The sequence below is a fragment of the Nocardioides sp. S5-5 genome (assembly GCF_054954065.1).
Genome location: NZ_CP199913.1, coordinates 2,615,731 through 2,635,007 on the forward strand (window position 1 = coordinate 2,615,731; position 19,277 = coordinate 2,635,007).

At 71.8% G+C, this 19,277-nt stretch carries 18 protein-coding genes; 6 read left to right on the plus strand and 12 right to left on the minus strand.

The window, feature by feature from the left end; translation table 11 throughout:
• Nucleotides 1-4: 4 nt before the first annotated feature.
• The 5 genes from gap to uvrC form a co-directional block, all read right to left on the minus strand.
• Nucleotides 5-1,003 (minus strand): type I glyceraldehyde-3-phosphate dehydrogenase, encoded by a 999-nt coding sequence (gene gap / locus ACUP6Y_RS12380; protein WP_462551011.1) that lies wholly within the window; start codon nucleotides 1,001-1,003, stop codon nucleotides 5-7.
• Nucleotides 1,004-1,069: 66 nt separating this feature from the next.
• Entirely contained in the window at nucleotides 1,070-2,056 is a 987-nt protein-coding gene (gene whiA, locus ACUP6Y_RS12385; RefSeq protein ID WP_462551013.1) for a DNA-binding protein WhiA, read from the minus strand.
• Between the two features lie 22 nt (nucleotides 2,057-2,078).
• The gene (locus ACUP6Y_RS12390) at nucleotides 2,079-3,047 is read right to left on the minus strand and encodes a gluconeogenesis factor YvcK family protein (protein ID WP_462551014.1); all 969 of its coding nucleotides are present in this window, start codon (nucleotides 3,045-3,047) and stop codon (nucleotides 2,079-2,081) included.
• Entirely contained in the window at nucleotides 3,040-3,906 is an 867-nt protein-coding gene (rapZ, locus tag ACUP6Y_RS12395) for an RNase adapter RapZ (protein WP_462551015.1), read from the minus strand. Before rapZ ends, ACUP6Y_RS12390 begins: the two co-directional genes overlap by 8 nt.
• Nucleotides 3,899-5,887 carry an excinuclease ABC subunit UvrC gene (uvrC, locus tag ACUP6Y_RS12400; protein WP_462551016.1) on the minus strand — a complete coding sequence of 663 codons (1,989 nt, stop codon included), beginning with the start codon at nucleotides 5,885-5,887 and terminating at the stop codon, nucleotides 3,899-3,901. Before uvrC ends, rapZ begins: the two co-directional genes overlap by 8 nt.
• 37 nt (nucleotides 5,888-5,924) lie before the next feature.
• Here uvrC and ACUP6Y_RS12405 point away from each other — a divergent pair, with 37 nt between their 5' ends.
• Nucleotides 5,925-7,217, plus strand: a complete 1,293-nt coding sequence (locus ACUP6Y_RS12405) for a tetratricopeptide repeat protein (RefSeq protein ID WP_462551018.1) — start codon at nucleotides 5,925-5,927, stop codon at nucleotides 7,215-7,217.
• A 12-nt stretch (nucleotides 7,218-7,229) separates the two neighbouring features.
• Here the strand turns inward: ACUP6Y_RS12405 and ACUP6Y_RS12410 are convergent, their stop codons facing one another.
• Genes ACUP6Y_RS12410 through uvrA form a run of 3 tightly spaced genes read right to left on the minus strand, consistent with a single transcriptional unit; the run spans nucleotide 7,230 to nucleotide 11,177 of the window.
• The gene (locus ACUP6Y_RS12410) at nucleotides 7,230-7,646 is read right to left on the minus strand and encodes a Rieske (2Fe-2S) protein (RefSeq protein ID WP_462551019.1); all 417 of its coding nucleotides are present in this window, start codon (nucleotides 7,644-7,646) and stop codon (nucleotides 7,230-7,232) included.
• Entirely contained in the window at nucleotides 7,643-8,137 is a 495-nt protein-coding gene (locus ACUP6Y_RS12415; RefSeq protein WP_462551021.1) for a Rieske (2Fe-2S) protein, read from the minus strand. The genes ACUP6Y_RS12410 and ACUP6Y_RS12415 overlap by 4 nt, the downstream gene beginning before the upstream one ends.
• A 34-nt stretch (nucleotides 8,138-8,171) precedes the next feature.
• Nucleotides 8,172-11,177, minus strand: a complete 3,006-nt coding sequence (uvrA, locus tag ACUP6Y_RS12420) for an excinuclease ABC subunit UvrA (RefSeq protein WP_462551022.1) — start codon at nucleotides 11,175-11,177, stop codon at nucleotides 8,172-8,174.
• Between the two features lie 148 nt (nucleotides 11,178-11,325).
• Here uvrA and ACUP6Y_RS12425 point away from each other — a divergent pair, with 148 nt between their 5' ends.
• The 3 genes from ACUP6Y_RS12425 to ACUP6Y_RS12435 are packed head-to-tail and all read left to right on the plus strand — an operon-like array spanning nucleotide 11,326 to nucleotide 13,612.
• On the plus strand, nucleotides 11,326-12,021 hold the full coding sequence (locus tag ACUP6Y_RS12425; RefSeq protein ID WP_462551023.1) for a maleylpyruvate isomerase family mycothiol-dependent enzyme: 696 nt from the start codon (nucleotides 11,326-11,328) through the stop codon (nucleotides 12,019-12,021).
• Complete coding sequence (locus ACUP6Y_RS12430; protein ID WP_462551024.1) at nucleotides 12,018-12,689, plus strand: MBL fold metallo-hydrolase; 672 nt, start codon at nucleotides 12,018-12,020, stop codon at nucleotides 12,687-12,689. The genes ACUP6Y_RS12425 and ACUP6Y_RS12430 overlap by 4 nt, the downstream gene beginning before the upstream one ends.
• Nucleotides 12,686-13,612: an NUDIX domain-containing protein gene (locus tag ACUP6Y_RS12435; RefSeq protein WP_462551026.1), complete on the plus strand. Its 927-nt coding sequence runs from the start codon at nucleotides 12,686-12,688 to the stop codon at nucleotides 13,610-13,612. The genes ACUP6Y_RS12430 and ACUP6Y_RS12435 overlap by 4 nt, the downstream gene beginning before the upstream one ends.
• On the opposite strand, the gene ACUP6Y_RS12440 is transcribed toward ACUP6Y_RS12435, so the two are convergent.
• The 4 genes from ACUP6Y_RS12440 to ACUP6Y_RS12455 all read right to left on the minus strand — a co-directional run bounded on the left by ACUP6Y_RS12440 (nucleotide 13,596) and on the right by ACUP6Y_RS12455 (nucleotide 16,972).
• Nucleotides 13,596-14,210 carry a DNA-3-methyladenine glycosylase I gene (locus ACUP6Y_RS12440; protein WP_462551027.1) on the minus strand — a complete coding sequence of 205 codons (615 nt, stop codon included), beginning with the start codon at nucleotides 14,208-14,210 and terminating at the stop codon, nucleotides 13,596-13,598. The two genes, ACUP6Y_RS12435 and ACUP6Y_RS12440, sit on opposite strands and share 17 nt — an antisense overlap.
• Before the next feature lie 159 nt (nucleotides 14,211-14,369).
• On the minus strand, nucleotides 14,370-15,467 hold the full coding sequence (locus ACUP6Y_RS12445) for a 2Fe-2S iron-sulfur cluster-binding protein (RefSeq protein ID WP_462551029.1): 1,098 nt from the start codon (nucleotides 15,465-15,467) through the stop codon (nucleotides 14,370-14,372).
• Between the two features lie 31 nt (nucleotides 15,468-15,498).
• On the minus strand, nucleotides 15,499-15,801 hold the full coding sequence (locus ACUP6Y_RS12450) for a hypothetical protein (protein ID WP_462551030.1): 303 nt from the start codon (nucleotides 15,799-15,801) through the stop codon (nucleotides 15,499-15,501).
• A gap of 13 nt (nucleotides 15,802-15,814) precedes the next feature.
• Nucleotides 15,815-16,972: a Rieske 2Fe-2S domain-containing protein gene (locus ACUP6Y_RS12455; RefSeq protein ID WP_462551031.1), complete on the minus strand. Its 1,158-nt coding sequence runs from the start codon at nucleotides 16,970-16,972 to the stop codon at nucleotides 15,815-15,817.
• A 37-nt stretch (nucleotides 16,973-17,009) separates the two neighbouring features.
• On the opposite strand from ACUP6Y_RS12455, the gene ACUP6Y_RS12460 reads away from it, so the two are divergent.
• Together ACUP6Y_RS12460 and ACUP6Y_RS12465 are read left to right on the plus strand one after the other, a co-directional pair.
• Complete coding sequence (locus ACUP6Y_RS12460; RefSeq protein ID WP_462551032.1) at nucleotides 17,010-18,200, plus strand: acyl-CoA dehydrogenase family protein; 1,191 nt, start codon at nucleotides 17,010-17,012, stop codon at nucleotides 18,198-18,200.
• Nucleotides 18,201-18,211: 11 nt separating this feature from the next.
• Nucleotides 18,212-19,225: an acyl-CoA dehydrogenase family protein gene (locus tag ACUP6Y_RS12465; protein WP_462551033.1), complete on the plus strand. Its 1,014-nt coding sequence runs from the start codon at nucleotides 18,212-18,214 to the stop codon at nucleotides 19,223-19,225.
• Nucleotides 19,226-19,277: the final 52 nt, after the last annotated feature.

Genomic DNA, 19,277 nt, shown 5'->3' on the forward strand with positions numbered 1-19,277 from the left:
AGCGTCAGAGCGTAGCGCCGACGTGGACGATGAGGTCGGCGAGGCGGTTGGAGTAGCCCCACTCGTTGTCGTACCAGCCCGCGACCTTGACCTGGTTGTCGATCACCTTCGTCAACGGCGCATCGAAGACGCACGAGGCGGGGTTCGTGACGATGTCCGAGGACACGATCGGGTCGGTGGAGTAGACGAGGTAGCGCCCGTCGGCGGCCGCCTTCACGATCGCGTTGACCTCCTCGACGCTGGTCTCGCGCGCGGCCTCGAAGGAGAGGTCGGTCAGCGAGCCGGTCGGGGTCGGCACCCGCAGGGCATAGCCGTCGAGGCGGCCCTTGAGCTCGGGCAGGACGAGACCGATCGCCTTCGCGGCACCGGTCGAGGTCGGGATGATGTTGAGCGCCGCGGCACGCGCCCGACGCAGATCCTTGTGGATGTTGTCCTGCAGGTTCTGGTCCGCCGTATAGGCATGCACCGTGGTCATCAGGCCCTTGACGATCCCGAGGCCGTCGTTGAGCGCCTTGGCCATCGGCCCCAGACAGTTCGTCGTACACGACGCGTTCGAGATCACCGTGTGCGCCGCCGGGTCGTAGACCTGGTCGTTGACACCCATCACGATCGTGACGTCCTCGTTCGACGCCGGGGCGGAGATGATCACCTTCCGCGCTCCCCCACCATCCACATGCGCACGCGCCTTCGCCGCGTCGGTGAAGAAGCCCGTCGACTCCACCACCACATCGACCCCCAGGTCGCCCCAGCGCAGGGCAGCCGGGTCACGCTCCGCGGAGACCTTGATCTCGGTGTCACCCACCACGATCACGCCCTCGGCCGCCTGCACCTGCGCGTCGAGAGGCCCCAGGATCGAGTCGTACTTCAACAGATGCGCCAGCGTCGCGGTGTCCGTCAGGTCGTTCACACCCACGATCTCGATGTCCGCCCCTCCCGCACGCACCGCGCGGAAGAAGTTGCGGCCGATCCGACCGAATCCGTTGATGCCTACGCGAACAGTCACTGCGAACCTCCTGGGAGAGCGGGACCTTGCCGGTCCTCCGACCCTATCCCGGAGGCGTCAACCGCGTCAGGCGTCGCCGGCGAGCATCTCGGGCGTCAGCGACGCCTCGGTGTCCGGTACGCCGAGCTCCTCGGCCCGCTTGTCGGCCATGGCGAGCAGCCGCCGGATCCGCCCGGCGATGGCGTCCTTGGTGAGGACCGGCTCGTGCAGCTGGCCGAGCTCCTCGAGCGAGGCCTGCTTGTGCTCGAGACGCAGCTCGCCGGCCATCTTCAGGTGGTCGGGGACCTCGTCGCCGAGGATCTCCATGGCGCGATGCACCCGGGCGCCGGCGGTCACGGCGGCGCGCGCGGAGCGGCGCAGGTTGGCGTCGTCGAAGTTGGCGAGCCGGTTGGCGGTGGCCCGGACCTCGCGCCGCATCCGGCGCTCCTCCCATGCCATCAGCGTCTCGTGGGCGCCGAGCCGCGCGAGCAGCTGACCGATCGCGTCGCCGTCGCGGATCACGACCCGGTCGACGCCGCGGACCTCGCGGGCCTTGGCCTGGATCCCGAGCCGGCGGGCGACTCCGACGAGGGCGAGCGCGGCCTCGGAGCCGGGGCAGGTGACCTCGAGGGACGAGGAGCGGCCGGGCTCGGTGAGCGAGCCGTGGGCGAGGAAGGCGCCACGCCAGGCGGCGACCGCGTCGCAGGCGCCACCGGAGACCACGGCCGGCGGCAGCCCGCGGACCGGACGGCCGCGCTGGTCGAGCAGCCCGGTCTGGCGGGCCAGCGCCTCGCCGTCCTTGACCACCCGGACGATGTAGCGGCTGCCCTTGCGCAGGCCGTTGCCCTGCACCATGACGACCTCGGAGCCCTGTCCGTAGATCTCGGAGATGTCCTTGCGCAGCCGGCGCGCGGCGGCACCGGTGTCGAGCTCGGCCTCGACGACGATCCGGCCACCGACGATGTGGAGTCCGCCGGCGAAGCGCAGCATCGAGGCGACCTCGGCCTTGCGGCAGCAGACCTTCGTCACCGAGATGTTGGCGAGCTCCGCCTTGACCTGTGCCGTCATCGCCATAGGGGCGATCCTATGGCGGGGGTCAACAACCCTCGAAGATGCGGGCGTACGCCGTGGCCAGCTTCACCGGATCGTGCCGTGGCGTGCCGTCCCCGGCGGCGACGTCGTCGACGACCAGCCGTGCCCCGAGCGCGGCGACGGTCTCCTCGAGCTCGCCCAGGCCGTCGGCGACGGAGGTGCGGTCGGCCAGCACGACGTCGATGCGCAGGTCGGGGGCGTGCTCGGCGAGGACGGCGAGGTGGTCGGCCGGCCCGAAGCCGCCGGTCTCGCCTGCCTGCTCCTCGAGGTTGAGGACGACGACCACGCGCGCGCCGGTCTCCACCAGCGACTCCCGCAGCCGGGGGACGAGCAGGTGCGGGAGCACGCTGCTGAACCACGAGCCCGGCCCGAGGACCACCCAGTCGGCCGCGGCGATCGCGTCGACGACGGCCGGGCTGACCTCGGGGTCGGCGGGCTCCAGCGCGATCTCGGCGATCACGCCGTCGGTGGTGGCGACCTCCACCTGCCCCCGTACCGAGGTCAGGGCGTCGGGATCGCCGGGGGCCAGGCCGCGCACCTCGGCGGTGATGTCCATGGGCGTCATCGCCATCGGCAGCACCCGGCCCTTGGCGCCGAGCAGCCGACCGACCCAGTCGAGGGCGTCGACGTGGTCGCCGAGCAGCTCCCACAGGCCGACGATGAGCAGGTTGCCGACCACGTGGCCGCGCATCTCGCCGTCGCCCGCGAAGCGGTGCTGCAGCACCTTGGCCCAGGTGTCGCCCCACTCGTCGGCGCCGCACAGCGCGGCCAGCGCCATCCGCAGGTCGCCGGGCGGCAGCACCCCGAACTCACCGCGCAGTCGACCGGACGAGCCGCCGTTGTCGGCCACCGTGACGACTGCGGTCAGCTCGTCGACCGTGAGGTCGTCGACCAGGTGGCGCAGGGCGCTCAGCGAGGCGTGCAGGCCGTGGCCACCGCCCAGCGCCACGACCGCCTGGGCGCGCTCACTCACGGCCGAGGTCACGGTGGATCGCGCGGGCGACGTACCCCTGCTCCCCGAGCCGGCGGGCGATCTCCTCGGTCATCGCCACGCTGCGGTGCTTGCCGCCGGTGCAGCCGATCGCGACCCGCATGAACCTCTTGCCCTCACGCAGGTAGCCCTCGGCGACGCCGGACAGCAGCGGCACGTAGCCGTCGAGGAACTCGGCGGCACCCTGCCGGCCCAGGACGTACGCCGACACCTCGGCGTCCTGTCCGGTGCGGGGCCGCAGCTCGGGCACCCAGTGGGGGTTGGGCAGGAAGCGCATGTCGGCCATGTGATCGGCGTCGACGGGGATGCCGTACTTGAACCCGAAGCTGATCACCGAGACCCGCAGCCGGGTGCTCTCGAGAGTGCCGAAGGACTCGGCGATCCGGTCGGTGAGCTGATGGACGTTGAGGCCGCTGGTGTCGATCACCAGGTCGGCCTCGGAGCGGAGGTCGGCCAGGACGCGACGCTCGCGCTGCAGTCCGTCGAGCAGGCGGCCTCCCTGCTGGAGCGGGTGCGGCCGCCGGGCGGCCTCCTGGCGGCGGACCAGCACCTCGTCGGTGGCGTCGAGGAAGACCAGGGTGGTGACGCGACCCGCGACGCCGTGGGCGATCGCGCTGCGCAGGCCCTGGAAGAAGGACCCCGACCGGACGTCGACGACCACCGCGACCGGCTGGGCCGGGCCGTGGCTCTCGTCCACCAGGCGGACCACCTCGGGCAGCAGGCTGGGAGGGAGGTTGTCGACGACGAAGAAGCCGAGGTCCTCGAGCTCCTTGGCCGCGGTGCTGCGGCCGGCGCCGGTCATCCCGGTGACGACCACGAGCTGTCCGTGCGTCTCATCCATGGGCGTCATTGTGCCCAGTGCCCGGTTCCAGGGCCTCCTTGATGGCGGTCGCGGTCCGCGGGCCCACCCCCGGCACCGCCGCGATCTCCTCGACGGTGGCGGCGCGCAGCTTGCGCAGCGAGCCGAAGTGGCGCAGCAGGGTCTTGCGGCGTACCTCACCCAGGCCCGGTACGTCGTCGAGCAGGCTCTCGACCATCGACTTGGAGCGCCGGTTGCGGTGGTGCGTGATCGCGAAGCGGTGCGCCTCGTCGCGGACGCGCTGCAGCAGGTACAGCCCCTCGGACGTGCGCGGCAGGATGACCGGGTCCTCCTCGCCGGGCACCCACACCTCCTCCAGCCGCTTGGCCAGGCCGCAGACCGGGATGTCGTCGATCCCGAGCTCGTCGAGCGCCCGCTGCGCCGCCGCGACCTGGGGCGCGCCGCCGTCGACGACGACCAGGCCCGGCGCGTAGGCGAACTTCCGCGGCCGGCCGGTGTCGGGGTCGACCAGCATCGGACCGGTGCCGGCGTCGGGGTCGCCCGGCCGCAGCTCGGAGCGCGCCTGCTCGTCGAGCAGCCGCCGGAAGCGTCGCGTGATCACCTCGTGCATCGCCCGGACGTCGTCGGAGCCATCCTGGTCCTTGATCACGAACCGGCGGTACTCCCCCTTGCGCGCCAGCCCGTCCTCGAACACCACCATCGACGCCACGATCTCGGTGCCCTGGATGTGGGAGACGTCGTAGCACTCGATGCGCAGCGGCGCCTCCTCCAGCTCGAGCGCCTCCGCGATCTCGGCGAGCGCGAGGTTGCGGGTGGTCAGGTCGCTCGCGCGCCTGGTCTTGTGGAGCGCCAGCGACTCGGTGGCGTTGCGCGCCACCGTCTCCTGCAGCGTCCGCTTGTCGCCGCGCTGCGGGACCCGGATCTCCACCTTGGCGCCGCGCAGGTCGGAGAGCAGCTGCTCGAAGGTGGCGTGCTCGGCCGGGAGGGCCGGCACCAGGATCTCCCGGGGCACGGCGTCGCGCACGTCCTCGGGCGCCACCCCGGCGTACAGCTGGAGCAGGAAGTCCTCGACCAACGCCGCGGTGTCGCCGTCGTCGGTGCGGTCGGCGACCCAGCCGCGCTGGCCGCGGATCCGTCCGCCGCGCACGTAGAACACCTGCACCGCCACCTCGAGCGGGTCCTCCGCCAGCGCGATCACGTCGGCGTCCGAGCCGTCGCCGAACACCACCGCCTGCTTCTCGAGTGCCTTGTTCATCGCGCCGAGGTCGTCGCGCAGCCGGGCGGCCTTCTCGAAGTCGAGCGCGTCGGAGGCGGCGTACATCTCCTGCTCGATGCGCCTCATGAACGGCCGGGTCCGCCCGGCCATGAACTCACAGAAGTCGTCGACGATCGCGCGGTGGTCCTCCGCCGAGATGTTGCCGACGCAGGGCGCGGAGCACTTGTCGATGTAGCCGAGCAGGCAGGGCCGCCCGATCTGGCTGGAGCGCTTGAACACGCCGTTGCTGCACGAGCGCATCGGGAACACCCGCAGCAGGATGTCGACGGTCTCGCGGATCGCCCACGCATGGCCGTAGGGACCGAAGTAGCGGGTGCCCTTGCGCTTGGCGCCACGCCCGACCATCACCCGGGGGAAGTCCTCCGACACGGTGACCGCGAGCCACGGGTAGGACTTGTCGTCGCGGTACTTCACGTTGAACCGGGGGTCGTACTCCTTGATCCAGGAGTACTCCAGCTGCAGGGCCTCCACCTCGGTCCCCACCACGGTCCACTCGACCGAGGTCGCGGTGGTGACCATGGTGGCGGTGCGCGGATGGAGGTTGGCGATGTCCTGGAAGTACGACGACAGCCGCGAGCGCAGGTTCTTCGCCTTGCCGACGTAGACGACCCGTCCGGTGCGGTCACGGAACCGGTAGACGCCCGGCTGGGTGGGGATCGAGCCTGGCTTGGGCCGGTAGCTCAGCGCGGGTGACACGACATGAACCTTACGGAGCAGTGCCGACATCGCTTTATTCGAGTTGGTCGCGTGCTTTACTAGAGTTATGCGCTGTCGGGATGCCTACGGCTACCAGCTCACCACCAGCCCCCTGGCCGCCGACGCCTATGTCGCCGGCATTCGCGACCTGCTGCGGCTGCGCAGCGGTGCCGCCGGCCGGATCGCCACCGCGATCGCCCTCGACCCGACCTTCGCGCTCGGGCACGCGGCACTCGCCCTGCTCGGCCACGAGATGTGCGTCGAGGTCGACCTCGCGGCCCGGCTCGCCGATGCCCGGCTGCACGCCCGCCGCGCGAGCGAGCGCGAGCGCAGCCACGTCCATGCGATCGAGCGGCACCTGGTCGGCGACTCCGCGCCGCTGGTGGCCCACCTGGCGTCGTACCCGAGGGACGCGCTGCTGCTCTCCGTCGCCATGCCGACGATCGCGTTCGCGGGCGTCACCGACGTCCCGGAGCAGGCCTGGCGGATCGTGGAGGCCGCGGTGCCGGCGTACGGCGACGACCCCTGGATCACCGGCCTGCTGGCGTTCGTGCGCCAGGAGCAGCGCCGCTTCGACGACGCGATGGAGCTGTCCTGTCGCTCGCTGGCGGTCGAGCCGTCGGGCGGGCACGCCGCGCATGCGCGGGCGCACGCCCACTACGAGACCGGCGACCACGCCGCGGGCCTGGCCTGGATGGACGGCTGGATCGACGGCGCCGGCGCCGCGACCGACAGCCTCACCCACTTCTCCTGGCACGCCGCCCTCCACGAGCTCTCGATCGGCGACCTCGCGGCCGTCCGGGCCCGCTACGAGCGCCAGCTCCATCCGCGCTCGGCCGTCGGCTGCCGGGCACTGGTCGACAGCGGCTCACTGCTGTTCCGCTGGGCGATCACGCCGGATGCGACCGACGTACCGCCGATCGAGGAGGTCGTCGCGGTGACCGGCCGCGGGGTCCTCGAGCACCCCGGTACGGCCTTCCTCGGCCTGCACGCCGCGGTGGCGCTGCTCGCCACCGGGGACCGGGCTGGACTCCGCGACCTGGCCGTCTGGTGCGCCGGCCACCCGAACGCCACGCACCGCGAGGTCGTCGCGCCGCTCGCGACCGCCCTCGGCCTGCTCGCCGCGGGTCAGTACTCGTCCGCGGCCGACCGGCTCGCCCGGCTCGCGTCGTCGACCTGGCGGCTCGGCGGGTCCGACGCGCAGCGCGAGATCGTCGAGGAGGCCCGGATCGCGGCCCTGCTCCGGGCCGAGCGGTACGACGAGGCGCGGCTGGTCCTCGACACCCGGCTGGACCGGCGGGCGTCGCCGCGCGACCAGCGGTGGCGCGCGGGGGCCGGCGTCGCGATCCGCACCGGCTGACCGGGCTCGACGCTAGGCGGCCAGGATCCTGTCGCCTCGGACATCGATCTCGACCTCGGCCAGGGCGGACGGCGCGGGGCCGCCCTCGACCTGGCCGGTGCTCGCGGAGTACGACGAGCCGTGGTTGGCGCACCGGATGGTGCCGTCCTCGACCGAGGTCACCAGCAGGCCCTGGTGGGTACACACCGCGGTGAACGCGACGTAGCTGCCGGCACTCGGCTGGGTGATCACGATCTTCTGGTCGGCCAGGATGATGCCGCCGCCGACGGGCACCTCGGAGGTCGCCGCGAGCTCGGTCCCGGTCGCGACCTTCGTCGTCGATGAGCCACCGCCGCTGCCGGCACAGCCGGCCAGGGCGGCGGCGACGCCGAGGGCGCCGAGCCCCGAGAAGACGATCCGCCGGCTGGCCCGGACCTCACCGAGGGTCATGCGCGCCGCACCTGCCCGTCGAGGACCGTGACCGCGATCTCAGCCAGGGGGCTCGACGCCGGGCCGCCCTCCACCGAGCCGTCCACGGCCGAGAACGAGCTGTTGTGGCACGGGCAGTGGATGGAGCCGTCGGACACCGAGCCGACCAGACAGCTCTGGTGGGTGCACAGGGCGGTGAAGGCCTTGAACTCGCCGGCACTCGGCTGGGTCACGACGACCTCGTCGGTCTTGAGGATCACGCCCCCGCCGACCGGTACGTCCGCCGTCGCGACCAGACCGCCGCCGGTGGCCTCCGCACCCGCGGTCGCCGTCTGGGTCGCCGTCTGAGTGGGCGTCTGGGTGGGCGACGTGGGCGCCGCGGCGGTCGGGTCGCCGGTCGCGGGGTCCGTCGCGGCGGTCGAGTCGTCGCCGCAGGCTGCCAGCAGGGGGACACCGAGACCGAGCGTCGCGGCACCCGTGAGGGCTCGCCTCCTGCTCACCGTGGAAGTCATGGGCGTCAGGCTACGGTCCGCCCCTGAGAGCGACCTATGAGCCTGCTCTGGCTGCGCTCTTCTTGGCCGCGGTCCGCTTGGCGGGAGCCTTCTTCGCCGCCGTCCGCTTCGCGGCGGGCTTCTTGGCCGGCGCCTTCGTCGCCGCGGCCGGAGCCCGCTTCAATCCCGTCGGCTGGCGGGCCGAGCGGCCCTCGAGCAGCGGCTTGAGGAAGGCTCCGGTGTAGCTGCCGGGCGTCGCGGCGATGTCCTCGGGCGTGCCCTCGGCCACGACGGTGCCGCCCCGGGAGCCGCCCTCGGGGCCCATGTCGATGAGCCAGTCGGCGGTCTTGATGACGTCGAGGTTGTGCTCGATCACCAAGACGGTGTTGCCCTTGTCGACCAGGCCGGAGAGCACGCCGAGCAGCTTGCGGATGTCCTCGAAGTGCAGGCCGGTGGTGGGCTCGTCGAGGACGTAGACCGTGCGGCCGGTGGAGCGCTTCTGCAGCTCGGCGGCGAGCTTGACCCGCTGCGCCTCACCGCCCGAGAGGGTGGTCGCCGGCTGGCCGAGCCGGACGTAGCCCAGCCCGACCTCGGTCAGCGTCTTCATGTGCCGCGCGATCGGCGGGACGGCCGCGAAGAACTCCTGGGCCTCCTCGATCGGCATGTCGAGGACCTCGGCGATGGTCTTGCCCTTGTAGTGGACCTCGAGCGTCTCGCGGTTGTAGCGGGCGCCGTGGCACACCTCGCACGGGACGTAGACGTCGGGCAGGAAGTTCATCTCGATCTTGATCGTGCCGTCGCCGGCGCACGCCTCGCAGCGCCCGCCCTTGACGTTGAACGAGAACCGACCCTGCTGGTAGCCGCGCATCTTCGCCTCGGGCGTCTGCGCGAACAGCTTGCGGACGTGGTCGAACACCCCGGTGTAGGTCGCCGGGTTGGACCGCGGCGTGCGCCCGATCGGCGACTGGTCGACGTGGATCACCTTGTCGACGTGCTCGAGGCCCGTGATCCGCTGGTGCCGCCCGGGGATGGCGCGGGCGTTGTAGATCTGCTTGGCCAGCGAGGTGTAGAGGATGTCGTTGACCAGGGTCGACTTGCCGGACCCGGAGACGCCGGTGACGGCGGTGAACACGCCCAGGGGGAACGCGACGTCGACGTTCTCCAGGTTGTGCTCGCGGGCGCCGATCACCTTGAGCTCGCGGCCCTTGGTGCGCGGGCGGCGGACAGCGGGCACGGGGATCTCGCGGCGACCGGAGAGGTACTGCCCGGTCATCGAGTCGGGATGCTCGAGCAGGTCCTTGACCGTGCCGGAGTGGACCACCTGGCCACCGTGCTCGCCGGCGCCCGGCCCGATGTCGACGATCCAGTCGGCGACCCGGATGGTGTCCTCGTCGTGCTCGACCACGATCAGTGTGTTGCCGAGGTCCTTGAGCCGCACCAGGGTCTCGATCAGCTTCTGGTTGTCGCGCTGGTGCAGTCCGATGGACGGCTCGTCGAGGACGTAGAGGACGCCGACCAGACCCGCGCCGATCTGGGTCGCGAGCCGGATCCGCTGCGCCTCACCGCCCGACAGCGAGCCCGAGGGCCGGTCGAGGGAGAGGTAGTCGAGGCCGACGTCGAGCAGGAAGTTGAGCCGCTCCTGGATCTCCTTGAGCACCCGCTCACCGATCTGCCGCTCACGGGCGGACAGGTCGAGCTCACGCAGGTAGGCGGCCGCCTCGTTGATCGGCAGCGCGCAGACCTCGGCGATGTTCTTGCCGCCGGTCCCGGTGACGCTGTCGCGGGCACCGAGGGTCACCGACATCGACACCGGCTTGAGCCGGCTGCCGGCGCACACCGGGCACGGCACCTCGCGCATGAAGCCTTCGAACCGCTCGCGGCTGGTGTCGCTCTCGGCCTCGCGGTGGCGGCGCTCGACGTAGGTGCGCACGCCCTCGAAGTCGGCGTAGTAGGAGCGCTCGCGACCGTAGCGGTTGCGGGTGACGACGTGGACCTTGGTCGGGTGGCCCTCGAGGATCGCCTTGCGGGCCTTGGGCGCGAGCTGCTCCCACGGGGTGTCGACGTCGAAGCCGAGCTCCTCGCCGAGCGCGATCAGCAGGCGACCGAAGTAGTCGGCGACATGGGCGTGGCTCCACGGCTGCAGCGCGCCCTCGGCCAGGGTCGCGGTCGGGTCGGGCACGACCAGCTCGGGGTCGACCTCCATCCGGGTGCCGAGGCCGGTGCAGGCCGGGCAGGCGCCGAAGGGCGAGTTGAACGAGAAGGAGCGCGGCTCGAGGTCGTCGGTCTCGATCGGGTGCTCGTTGGGGCAGGCCATCTTCTCGGAGAACTTCAGCTCCTGGCCGGAGTCGACGAGGTCGAACACGACCAGGCCGCCGGCCAGGCCGAGCGCGGTCTCGACCGAGTCGGTGAGCCGGCGCTTGGCCGACTCCTTGACCGCGAGCCGGTCCACGACGACCTCGATGGTGTGCTTGTACTTCTTGTCGAGCGTGGGCGGGCTGTCGAGGTTGTGGGTCTCGCCGTCGACCCGGGCCCGGGAGAAGCCCTGGGCCTGCAGCTGGCGGAACAGCTCGACGAACTCGCCCTTGCGGCCGCGCACCACCGGCGCGAGCACCTGGAACCGGATGCCCTCCTCGAGCGCCAGCATCCGGTCGACGATCTGCTGGGGGGTCTGTCGCTCGATCGGGGCGCCGCAGGTCGGGCAGTGGGCGCGGCCGGCGCGGGCGTAGAGCAGGCGGAGGTAGTCGTAGACCTCGGTGATCGTGCCGACCGTGGAGCGCGGGTTCTTGCTCGTCGACTTCTGGTCGATGCTCACCGCCGGCGAGAGGCCCTCGATGAAGTCGACGTCGGGCTTGTCCATCTGGCCGAGGAACTGGCGGGCGTACGCCGAGAGCGACTCGACGTAGCGGCGCTGGCCCTCGGCGAAGATCGTGTCGAACGCGAGGCTCGACTTGCCGGAGCCGGACAGGCCCGTGAACACGATGAGGGAGTCGCGCGGGAGGTCGATCGAGACGTCCTTGAGGTTGTGCTCGCGTGCCCCACGGATGATCAGCTGATCGGTCACTACCGGTCCCTCTTGAGAGTCTCGACGTCTTCGAACAAGTGTTCGCCATCGTACGCCGACGGACAAGCCGCCGCGCACAGGGAACAGCCTCTCACCCACCACCGACACCGGCCCTGTCCCTGCTCGCCGGGATGTGCATGATGGGGTCGTGACCTCCCCCACCGCCGCCCTTGCGGCCGCCACCGAGCGCCTCCTCGCCACCGCCCGCGTCCTCCCTGCGGCCGACTGGGCCGCCCCGTCGCTGTGCGCCGGCTGGAGCCGCGGCCACGTCCTCGCCCACCTCGCGCTCAACGCCGAGGGCCTCGCCGGCGTGCTCCGCGGGATCCGCGACGGTGCGCCCGTGACCATGTACTCCTCCGACGAGGCCCGCGACGGCGACATCGACGTCCTCGCCGCCGCCGCTCCCGAGGTCGTGCTCGAGCGGCTGGTCGCCGGCTGCGCCGCTCTCGCCTCGGTGCTGGACGTCTCCGCCGGCCTGCCCGCCGGCAGCACCTTCGAGCGGACCCCCGGCGGGCGGCTGATGCCCGCGGACGGCGTACCCCGGCTTCGGCTGCGGGAGGTCGAGATCCACCACGCCGACCTCGGCTCCGGCTACTCCGCCGCCGACTGGCCGCCCACCACGGCGATGGCCTTCCTCCACGCCGACGCCGAGCAGTACGACGGCCCCGGCTTCCACGTCGTCGCCACCGACGAGCCGGCCCGCTGGGCCTTCGGCTCCCCCGCCGCCGACGCCCCGACCGTCAGCGGACCCCTCGGCGCCCTGGCCTGGTGGGCGACCGGCCGCGAGCCGGGGTCGGTACTGTCGAGCACGACCGGAACGCTGCCGAGCCTGGAGGGACGATGAGCTACACCGGAGAGGTCACGGTCGGTGGCCCCGCCGACGTGCGCGAGCTGGCCGCGCTGACCATCACCAAGGTCGCCGTCGACGAGACGATGTCGAACAACTGCTACCTGCTGCGCTGCGCCGACACCGGCGAGCAGGTGCTGATCGACGCCGCCGCGGCGCCCGAGGTGCTGCTGCCGCTCATCGGCTCCGCCGGCCTGGCCGCCGTCGTCACCACCCACCAGCACTGGGACCACCACCGGGCCCTGGCGGACGTCGTACGCGAGACGGGGGCGAGCGTCGTCGCCGGCGAGCCCGACGCCGACGCCGTCACCGAGCAGACCGGCGTCCCGGTCGACCGCCGGGTCACCGACGGCGACACCGTCGCCGTCGGCTCCTGCGAGCTCGAGGTGATCCGGATCACCGGCCACACCCCCGGCTCGATCTGCCTGCTCTACCGCGACCCCGCCGGCCACCCCCACCTGTTCACCGGCGACTCGCTGTTCCCCGGCGGCGTCGGCAACACCTTCGGCGACGCCGCCGCCTTCGCCACGCTCGTCGACGACGTCGAGACCAAGCTGTTCGGCACGCTGCCCGACGACACCTGGTTCTACCCGGGACACGGCAACGACTCGCAGCTCGGCGTCGAGCGACCGCACGTCGCGGAGTGGCGCGAGCGGGGTTGGTGAACGGCTCCGTGGAGGAGCAGGTCGCCCTGTACGGCGCCGACGGGCGCCCGACCGGCGAGGCGGTGCCGCGCTCGGCGATGCGGGCCCGCAACCTCCGCCACGCGGCGACCCTGGTCGTCGTACGCAACAGCGCGGGCGAGGTCTACGTCCACCGCCGCACCGACACCAAGGACGTGTTCCCGGGCCGCCACGACTTCGCGGCGGGCGGGGTGCTGCAGGCCGGCGAGGACCCGTACGACGCCGCGGTGCGCGAGGCGGCCGAGGAACTGGGCGTGACGGGGGTGGAGCTGCACCCGCTCGGGGAGGCGGACTACGCCGACGACGACACCGACTACCACGCGTTCGCCTACACCTGCGTGTACGACGGCCCGATCACCTGGCAGCCCGAGGAGGTCGCCTGGGGCGCGTGGGTGAGCGTGGCCCGGCTGCGCGAGATGGTGACGAGCGAGGACTTCGTGCCGGACACCCTCGCCGTTCTCGGCGAGCGCCTTCTCGGGGAGCCGCCGTCGTGGGACTCTCGGGAGGTGACCACCGTGACGTCGCTCGCCACCGCCATGTTCACCGTCGCCGACCAGGACGCGGCCGTCGCCTTCTACACCGGCACGCTCGGCTGGGACCTGCGCTCCGACGTCGCGTTCGGCGAGGACGACGCGGCCGGCCGCTGGGTCGAGGTCGCACCGCCGGGCTCGGTCGCCGTGCTCGCGGTCAACCTCGCCTGGGACGGCTCGGCGCCGGGTGGCGGCGCGATCGGCGTGGAGGCCACCGACGTCCGCGCCGAGCATGCGCGGCTGACCGCGGCCGGCGTGGAGGTCGGTGACTTCCTGGGCGGCGACGGCTCGGTGCCGCTGATGTTCTCGGTCGCCGATCCCGACGGCAACACGATCTGGGTCGTGCAGACCCCGCCGATCACCGCGGAGGTGTGAAGGACGCGCGCGCCCGCGCCACCTCCTCCCGGGTCACGCACCCGACGACGTGGTCGTTGACCAGCCCCATCGCCTGCATGAACGCGAACGCGGTGGTGGGCCCGACGAACCGCCAGCCCCGCTTCTTCAGGTCCTTGGCCATCGCGACCGCGGCCGGCGAGGTGGTGAGCGTCTGCGGCTCGCCCAGCTCCGAGACCGAGGGCTCGAACCCCCAGAAGTAGGCCGCCAGGGAGCCCCGCTCCTCGATCAGCTCGATCGCCCGGCCGGCGTTGTTGATCACCGCCTCGATCTTGCCGCGGTGGCGCACGATGCCGGCGTCGGCGAGCAGCCGGTCGACGTCGCGGTCGTCGTACCCTGCCACCTCCTCGCAGGAGAAGCCGGAGAAGGCCGCCCGGAAGGCGGGGCGCTTGACCAAGATGGTGCGCCAGCTCAGGCCGGACTGGAAGCCCTCGAGGCTGACCTTCTCGAACAGCCGCCGGTCGTCGACGACCGGGAAGCCCCACTCGGTGTCGTGGTAGGCGGGGAACTCCGGCGCGGTGACCGCCCAGGGGCAGCGGGGCAGGCCGTCGGGGCCGGGTACGGCGCGCGCAGCGTTCATGGCGCGAGCCTGCCACGGCCCACCGACGCATGTAACGCAGGCCACCCCCGACGACATGTACCGGGTGGGACCGGCAGCCCCCACGACCGACGGCCGCCGGCTGCATCCTCGGGGGGTGCAGCCGGCGGCCGTTGTCGTGGCCGCCGCGCGGGAGGTGGGTCAGCTGTAGCTGACCTTGACCGTGTCGGTCAGCGGCACGGACTGGCAGCCCAGCCGGATGCCGTCCGCGAGGTCGTCCTTGTCGAGCACGTCGTTGTGGAGCATCTTCACGTCGCCGTCGACCAGCCGGATGGCGCAGGCCGAGCACTCCCCCTCGCGGCAGGAGTACGGCGCCTTGACGCCCTTGGACTCCAAGAAGTCGAGGAGCCTGGTGCGCGGGTCCCAGTCGTCGAAGGTGTACTCCTGGCCGTCCAGCTCGACCTCGAGCTTGACCGGGCCGGCCGGAGCGTCGGCGAAGACATCGGCTCCCGGGCCGTCGTCGTCGGACTCGGCCAGCGCGATCTCGGCCTCGACCTCCTGCAGCTCGGCGAGGTCCCCGAACGGGTTGCCGCCCAGCGAGACGAACTTCTCCTGGTGGCGCAGGCTGCGCGGGACCTCGAGCTCCTTGAGCACCGTGGTGACCATCTTCATGAACGGCGCCGGGCCGCACACGAAGGAGTCGTAGCCGCCGTACGACGACGCGAAGGCCCGCATCTGCGCCTCGGTCGGCAGCCCCTGCACGGACTCCAGCCAGTGGATGACCTGCAGGCGGTCGGGGTGCTCGGCGGCCAGGCGGGCGAGCTCGGAGGCGAAGATGACCGAGCTCTCGTCGCGGTTGGCGTAGAAGACCACGATCCGGCCCTTGCCGTGGGCCAGGGCGGTGCGGGTGATCGACATGACCGGAGTGACCCCGGAGCCGCCCGCGAACAGCAGCAGGTCGGCGTCGAGCGAGGCCGGGGTGAAGATGCCGGACGGCGGCAGCACCCGCAGCGTGTCGCCGACCGCGAGGTTGTCGCAGATCCAGTTGGACGCGTAGCCGTCGGCGGTGCGCTTGACGGTGACGGTGAGGGGTCCGCCGTCGTGGGGGCTGCTGGAGAGCGAGTAGCACCGCGCCGCGACGCCGGTCCGGGTGCTCGGCACCGCCACGGTCAGGAACTGGCCGGGCTTGTAGTCGAACCTCTCCTCCGCGCCCGCGGGCACGGCGAAGCTGATCGACTTCGCGTCGGCGGTCTCCTCGACCACGCCGACGACGTCCAGCACGAAGGACTCGATGTCCACGGAACTCCCTACTACCTACGAAAGAGATGGCTCAGTAGCCGTCGTACGCGCCGACCGGAACCTCTCCGGCCCGGACGGCGTCGTCGATGCTAGCCATCAGCCGCGCGCATGGCTTGTGCACGTCCCGTCCGCCGGGATGCTGATCTCGTCGCACGAACTCCTGACACGCGGCCCGTGCCTCTGCGCTCCATTGCACGGAGGTCTGGTGGTCGCTGTTCTTCTTCACCCGGACCTGCGCCAGGCAGTCCAGGCAGGCCACGTCGACCAGCCGGTCCTCGGTGTAGCGGCGGAGGTCCTCGAGGGTCTCCTCGCTGGTCGGGACGAAGGATGCCATCGCGTCGCCGGTCTCAGGCGTCCGCGGGCGCGGCGGCGTCGGCCGCCGCCCGCCTGGCGAGGTTCTCGGCGACCTCGGCGTGCCAGTACTCGTTGGCCTTGGTGGTGTCGACCTCGAACTCGAAGCGGTCGGTCATCTCCGGCGCGATGTCGGCGACGTCGACGTAGAACTGCTCGTACCAGCGGCGCAGCTGGTAGACCGGGCCGTCCTCCTCGCACAGCAGCGGGTTCTGGACGGCCACCTTGTTCTCCCAGATCGCCACGTCCTGCAAGAAGCCGTCGCCGAAGGACTCGGTGTAGCGCTCGGCGATGTAGGCGCAGGTCTTCTCGTCGAGGCCCTCGGGCTTCTTGACCGTGATGCCGTACTGCAGCAGGAACGAGTCAGGGCCGGTCGGGATGTGGCAGTTGATCAGGATGACCTCGGTGATGAAGCCCTTGTAGTCGACCTCCAGCCAGTTGATCATGTACGACGGCCCGTAGTAGGTCGCCACCGACTTGAGGGTCGAGTTCTCGTCGCCGTACCCGCCGCCCATCGTGTCGGGCCGGCCCTTCGACTCCATGAACTGGGTCGCGGTGTGCCCGTCGAAGATGTTGCGGAAGCTGGTCGGGAACGCGAAGTGGACGTAGTAGAAGTGCGCCATGTCCGCGACGTTGTCGATCAGCTCGCGGCAGTGCGAGCCGTTGATCTCCTTGGTGTGCCACGACCACGGCGTGTAGGCGTCCGACATCACGTCCGGCAGCTCGGGCGGCAGGATGTCGTGGTCGGCCGCGGAGCCCTCCGGGTCGTGCCAGATGAGCAGCTGGCCGTTGCGCACGGTCGTCTCGTAGCGCTGGGTCCGCGCCCGCAGCGGCACCCGCCGCGCGTACGGGATCTCCTTGCACTTGCCGTCGCCGCCCCAACGCCAGTCGTGGAACGGGCAGGCGACGTTGTCGCCCTTGACCTCGCCCTGGGTCAGGTCGCCGCCCATGTGGCGGCAGAAGCCGTCGAGGACGTTGAGCCCGCCGTCGCTGCCCTGCCACACGACCAGCTTGGTACCGAACCCGTGAACGGCGTGCGGCCTGCCGTCGGCGAAGTCCGAGGCCAGCCCCAGGCAGTGCCAGCCGCGAGCGAAGCGGATCGGCGTGGTCCCCTGGTCGAGGCTGCGCGCAGCAGAGATGGCGGTGTCGCTCATGTAGAACACGTTACAGTTTTCGCGTTAGGGTGACAACATGCACATCGACCTGGAGCCGCAGCAGGCAGCGCTGCGCGAGGAGCTCCGCGACTACTTCGCGCAGCTCGTCACCCCTGAGATCCGTGCCGGTCTGGCCTCGGCCACCGGCGAGTTCGGCGAGGCGGGCGTCTACAAGGACGTCATCCGCCAGATCGGCAAGGACGGCTGGCTCGGCATCGGCTGGCCCAAGGAGTACGGCGGCCAGGCCCGCTCCATGGTGGAGCAGCTGATCTTCACCGACGTCGCGGCGATCGCCGGCGTACCGATCCCGTACCTCACGCTCAACACGGTCGGCCCGACGATCATGCGCTTCGGCAGCGAGGAGCAGAAGGAGCACTTCCTCCCGAAGATCCTGGCCGGCGAGCTGCACTTCTCGATCGGCTACTCCGAGCCCGGCTCCGGCACCGACCTCGCCTCGCTCCAGACCAAGGCGACGCTCGAGGGCGACGAGTGGGTGATCAACGGGCAGAAGATGTGGACCTCCCTCATCCAGTACGCCGACTGGCTCTGGCTGGCCTGCCGCACCGAGCCGGACGCCCCGCGCCACCGGGGGCTGTCGATGATCCTGGTGCCGGCCGACGCGCCGGGCGTGTCGTACACGCCGGTGCATACCGTCGCGGGCGTCGGCACGTCGGCGACGTACTACTCCGAGGTGCGGGTGCCCGCGTCCAACCTGGTCAGCGAGCGCGGCGGCGGCTGGGCGCTGATGACCAACCAGCTCAACCACGAGCGGGTCGCGCTGACGTCGGCCGCGCCGCTGCAGCACTCGCTGACCCTGGTCAAGGACTGGGCCCGTGAGACCCACAACCCCGATGGCAGCCGCGTCATCGACACCGAGTGGGTGCAGATCGCGCTCGGCCGCGCGCACGCCCGGGTCGAGGCGCTCTCGCTCATCAACTGGAAGCTCGCGGCCGACGCCGACCACGGTGTCGCGCTCTCGCCCGCCGAGGCGTCGGCGACCAAGATCTACGGATCGGAGCTGGCGACCGAGGTCTACCGCTCGCTGATGGAGGTCGTCGGCCCGCACGCCGGCGTCACCGGCGACTCCCCCGGCGCCGTGCTCGCCGGGCGCCTCGAGCGCTTCCACCGCTCGTCGCTGGTGATGACCTTCGGCGGCGGCACCAACGAGATCCAGCGCGACATCATCGGGTACGTCGGCCTCGGCCTGCCCGCCGCCAAGCGAGCCTGAGGACGAGGACCATGGACTTTCTCTTCACCCCCGAGCAGGACGAGGCCGCGGAGCTCGCCGCCCAGATCCTCGAGGACAAGACCACCAACGCGCGCCTGAAGGAGGTCGAGGCCGGCGGCGACCGGTTCGACCGCGAGCTGTGGGCGACCCTCGGCGACGCCTTCGACTGGACCGAGCTCGACCTGGTCACCCTCGCGCGGGTGCTGGTCGAGGTCGGCCGCCACGTCGCACCGGTCCCGCTGGCCACCCACGCCGCCTGCACCACGCTGCTGACCGGCGCGGGCCTCCCGGCCGACCGGGGGCTCTACGCCGCGGCCGTGGCCGAGGAGCGCGCCCACCTGCCCGCCTCACCGGTCGTCACCGCGACCGACGACGGCGCGCTGACCGGCGTGAAGACGCTCGTCCGGGCCGGTCTGGCGGCCGACGCCTTCCTGGTCACCGCCACCGGTGCGGACGGCGGGGGCGTCTACCTGGTCGAGGCCGGCGCGACCGGGGTCGAGCGAGTGGCGCAGAGGACCAGCGACGGCGACGCCGCGGCCCTGGTGACCTTCTCCGGCGCCGCGGGCACCCGGGTGGGCGGCGCGGAGACGGCCGAGCGCCTGGGCCAGCTCCTCGTCACGCTCGCCGCGGCCGAGCAGCTCGGCGTGACCCAGGGCGCGCTGCGGCTGACCGCCGAGTACGCGAAGACCCGCGAGCAGTTCGGCCGCCCGATCGGCACCTTCCAGGCGGTCTCGCAGCGCCTGGCCGACGGGTTCATCGACGTCCTCGGCCAGCGGCTCACCCTGTGGCAGGCGGTCTGGCGCCTCGAGGAGGGCCTGCCGGCCGCGACCGAGGTCGCCACCGCGAAGCTCTGGGCGGCCGACGCGGGACACCGGATCGCGCACACGACCGTGCATGTCCACGGCGGCGTCGGCATCGACCTCGACGGCGAGGCGCATCGCTACTTCACCTCGGGCAAGCGGTTCGAGTTCCTCTTCGGCGGGGCCACCGAGCAGGCGCTGGCGATCGGCCGCTCCTTCGCGTGACGATCCGCGACCAACGCGGCGACGGCGGGGTGAGCGGCACGTCGTACGCCTG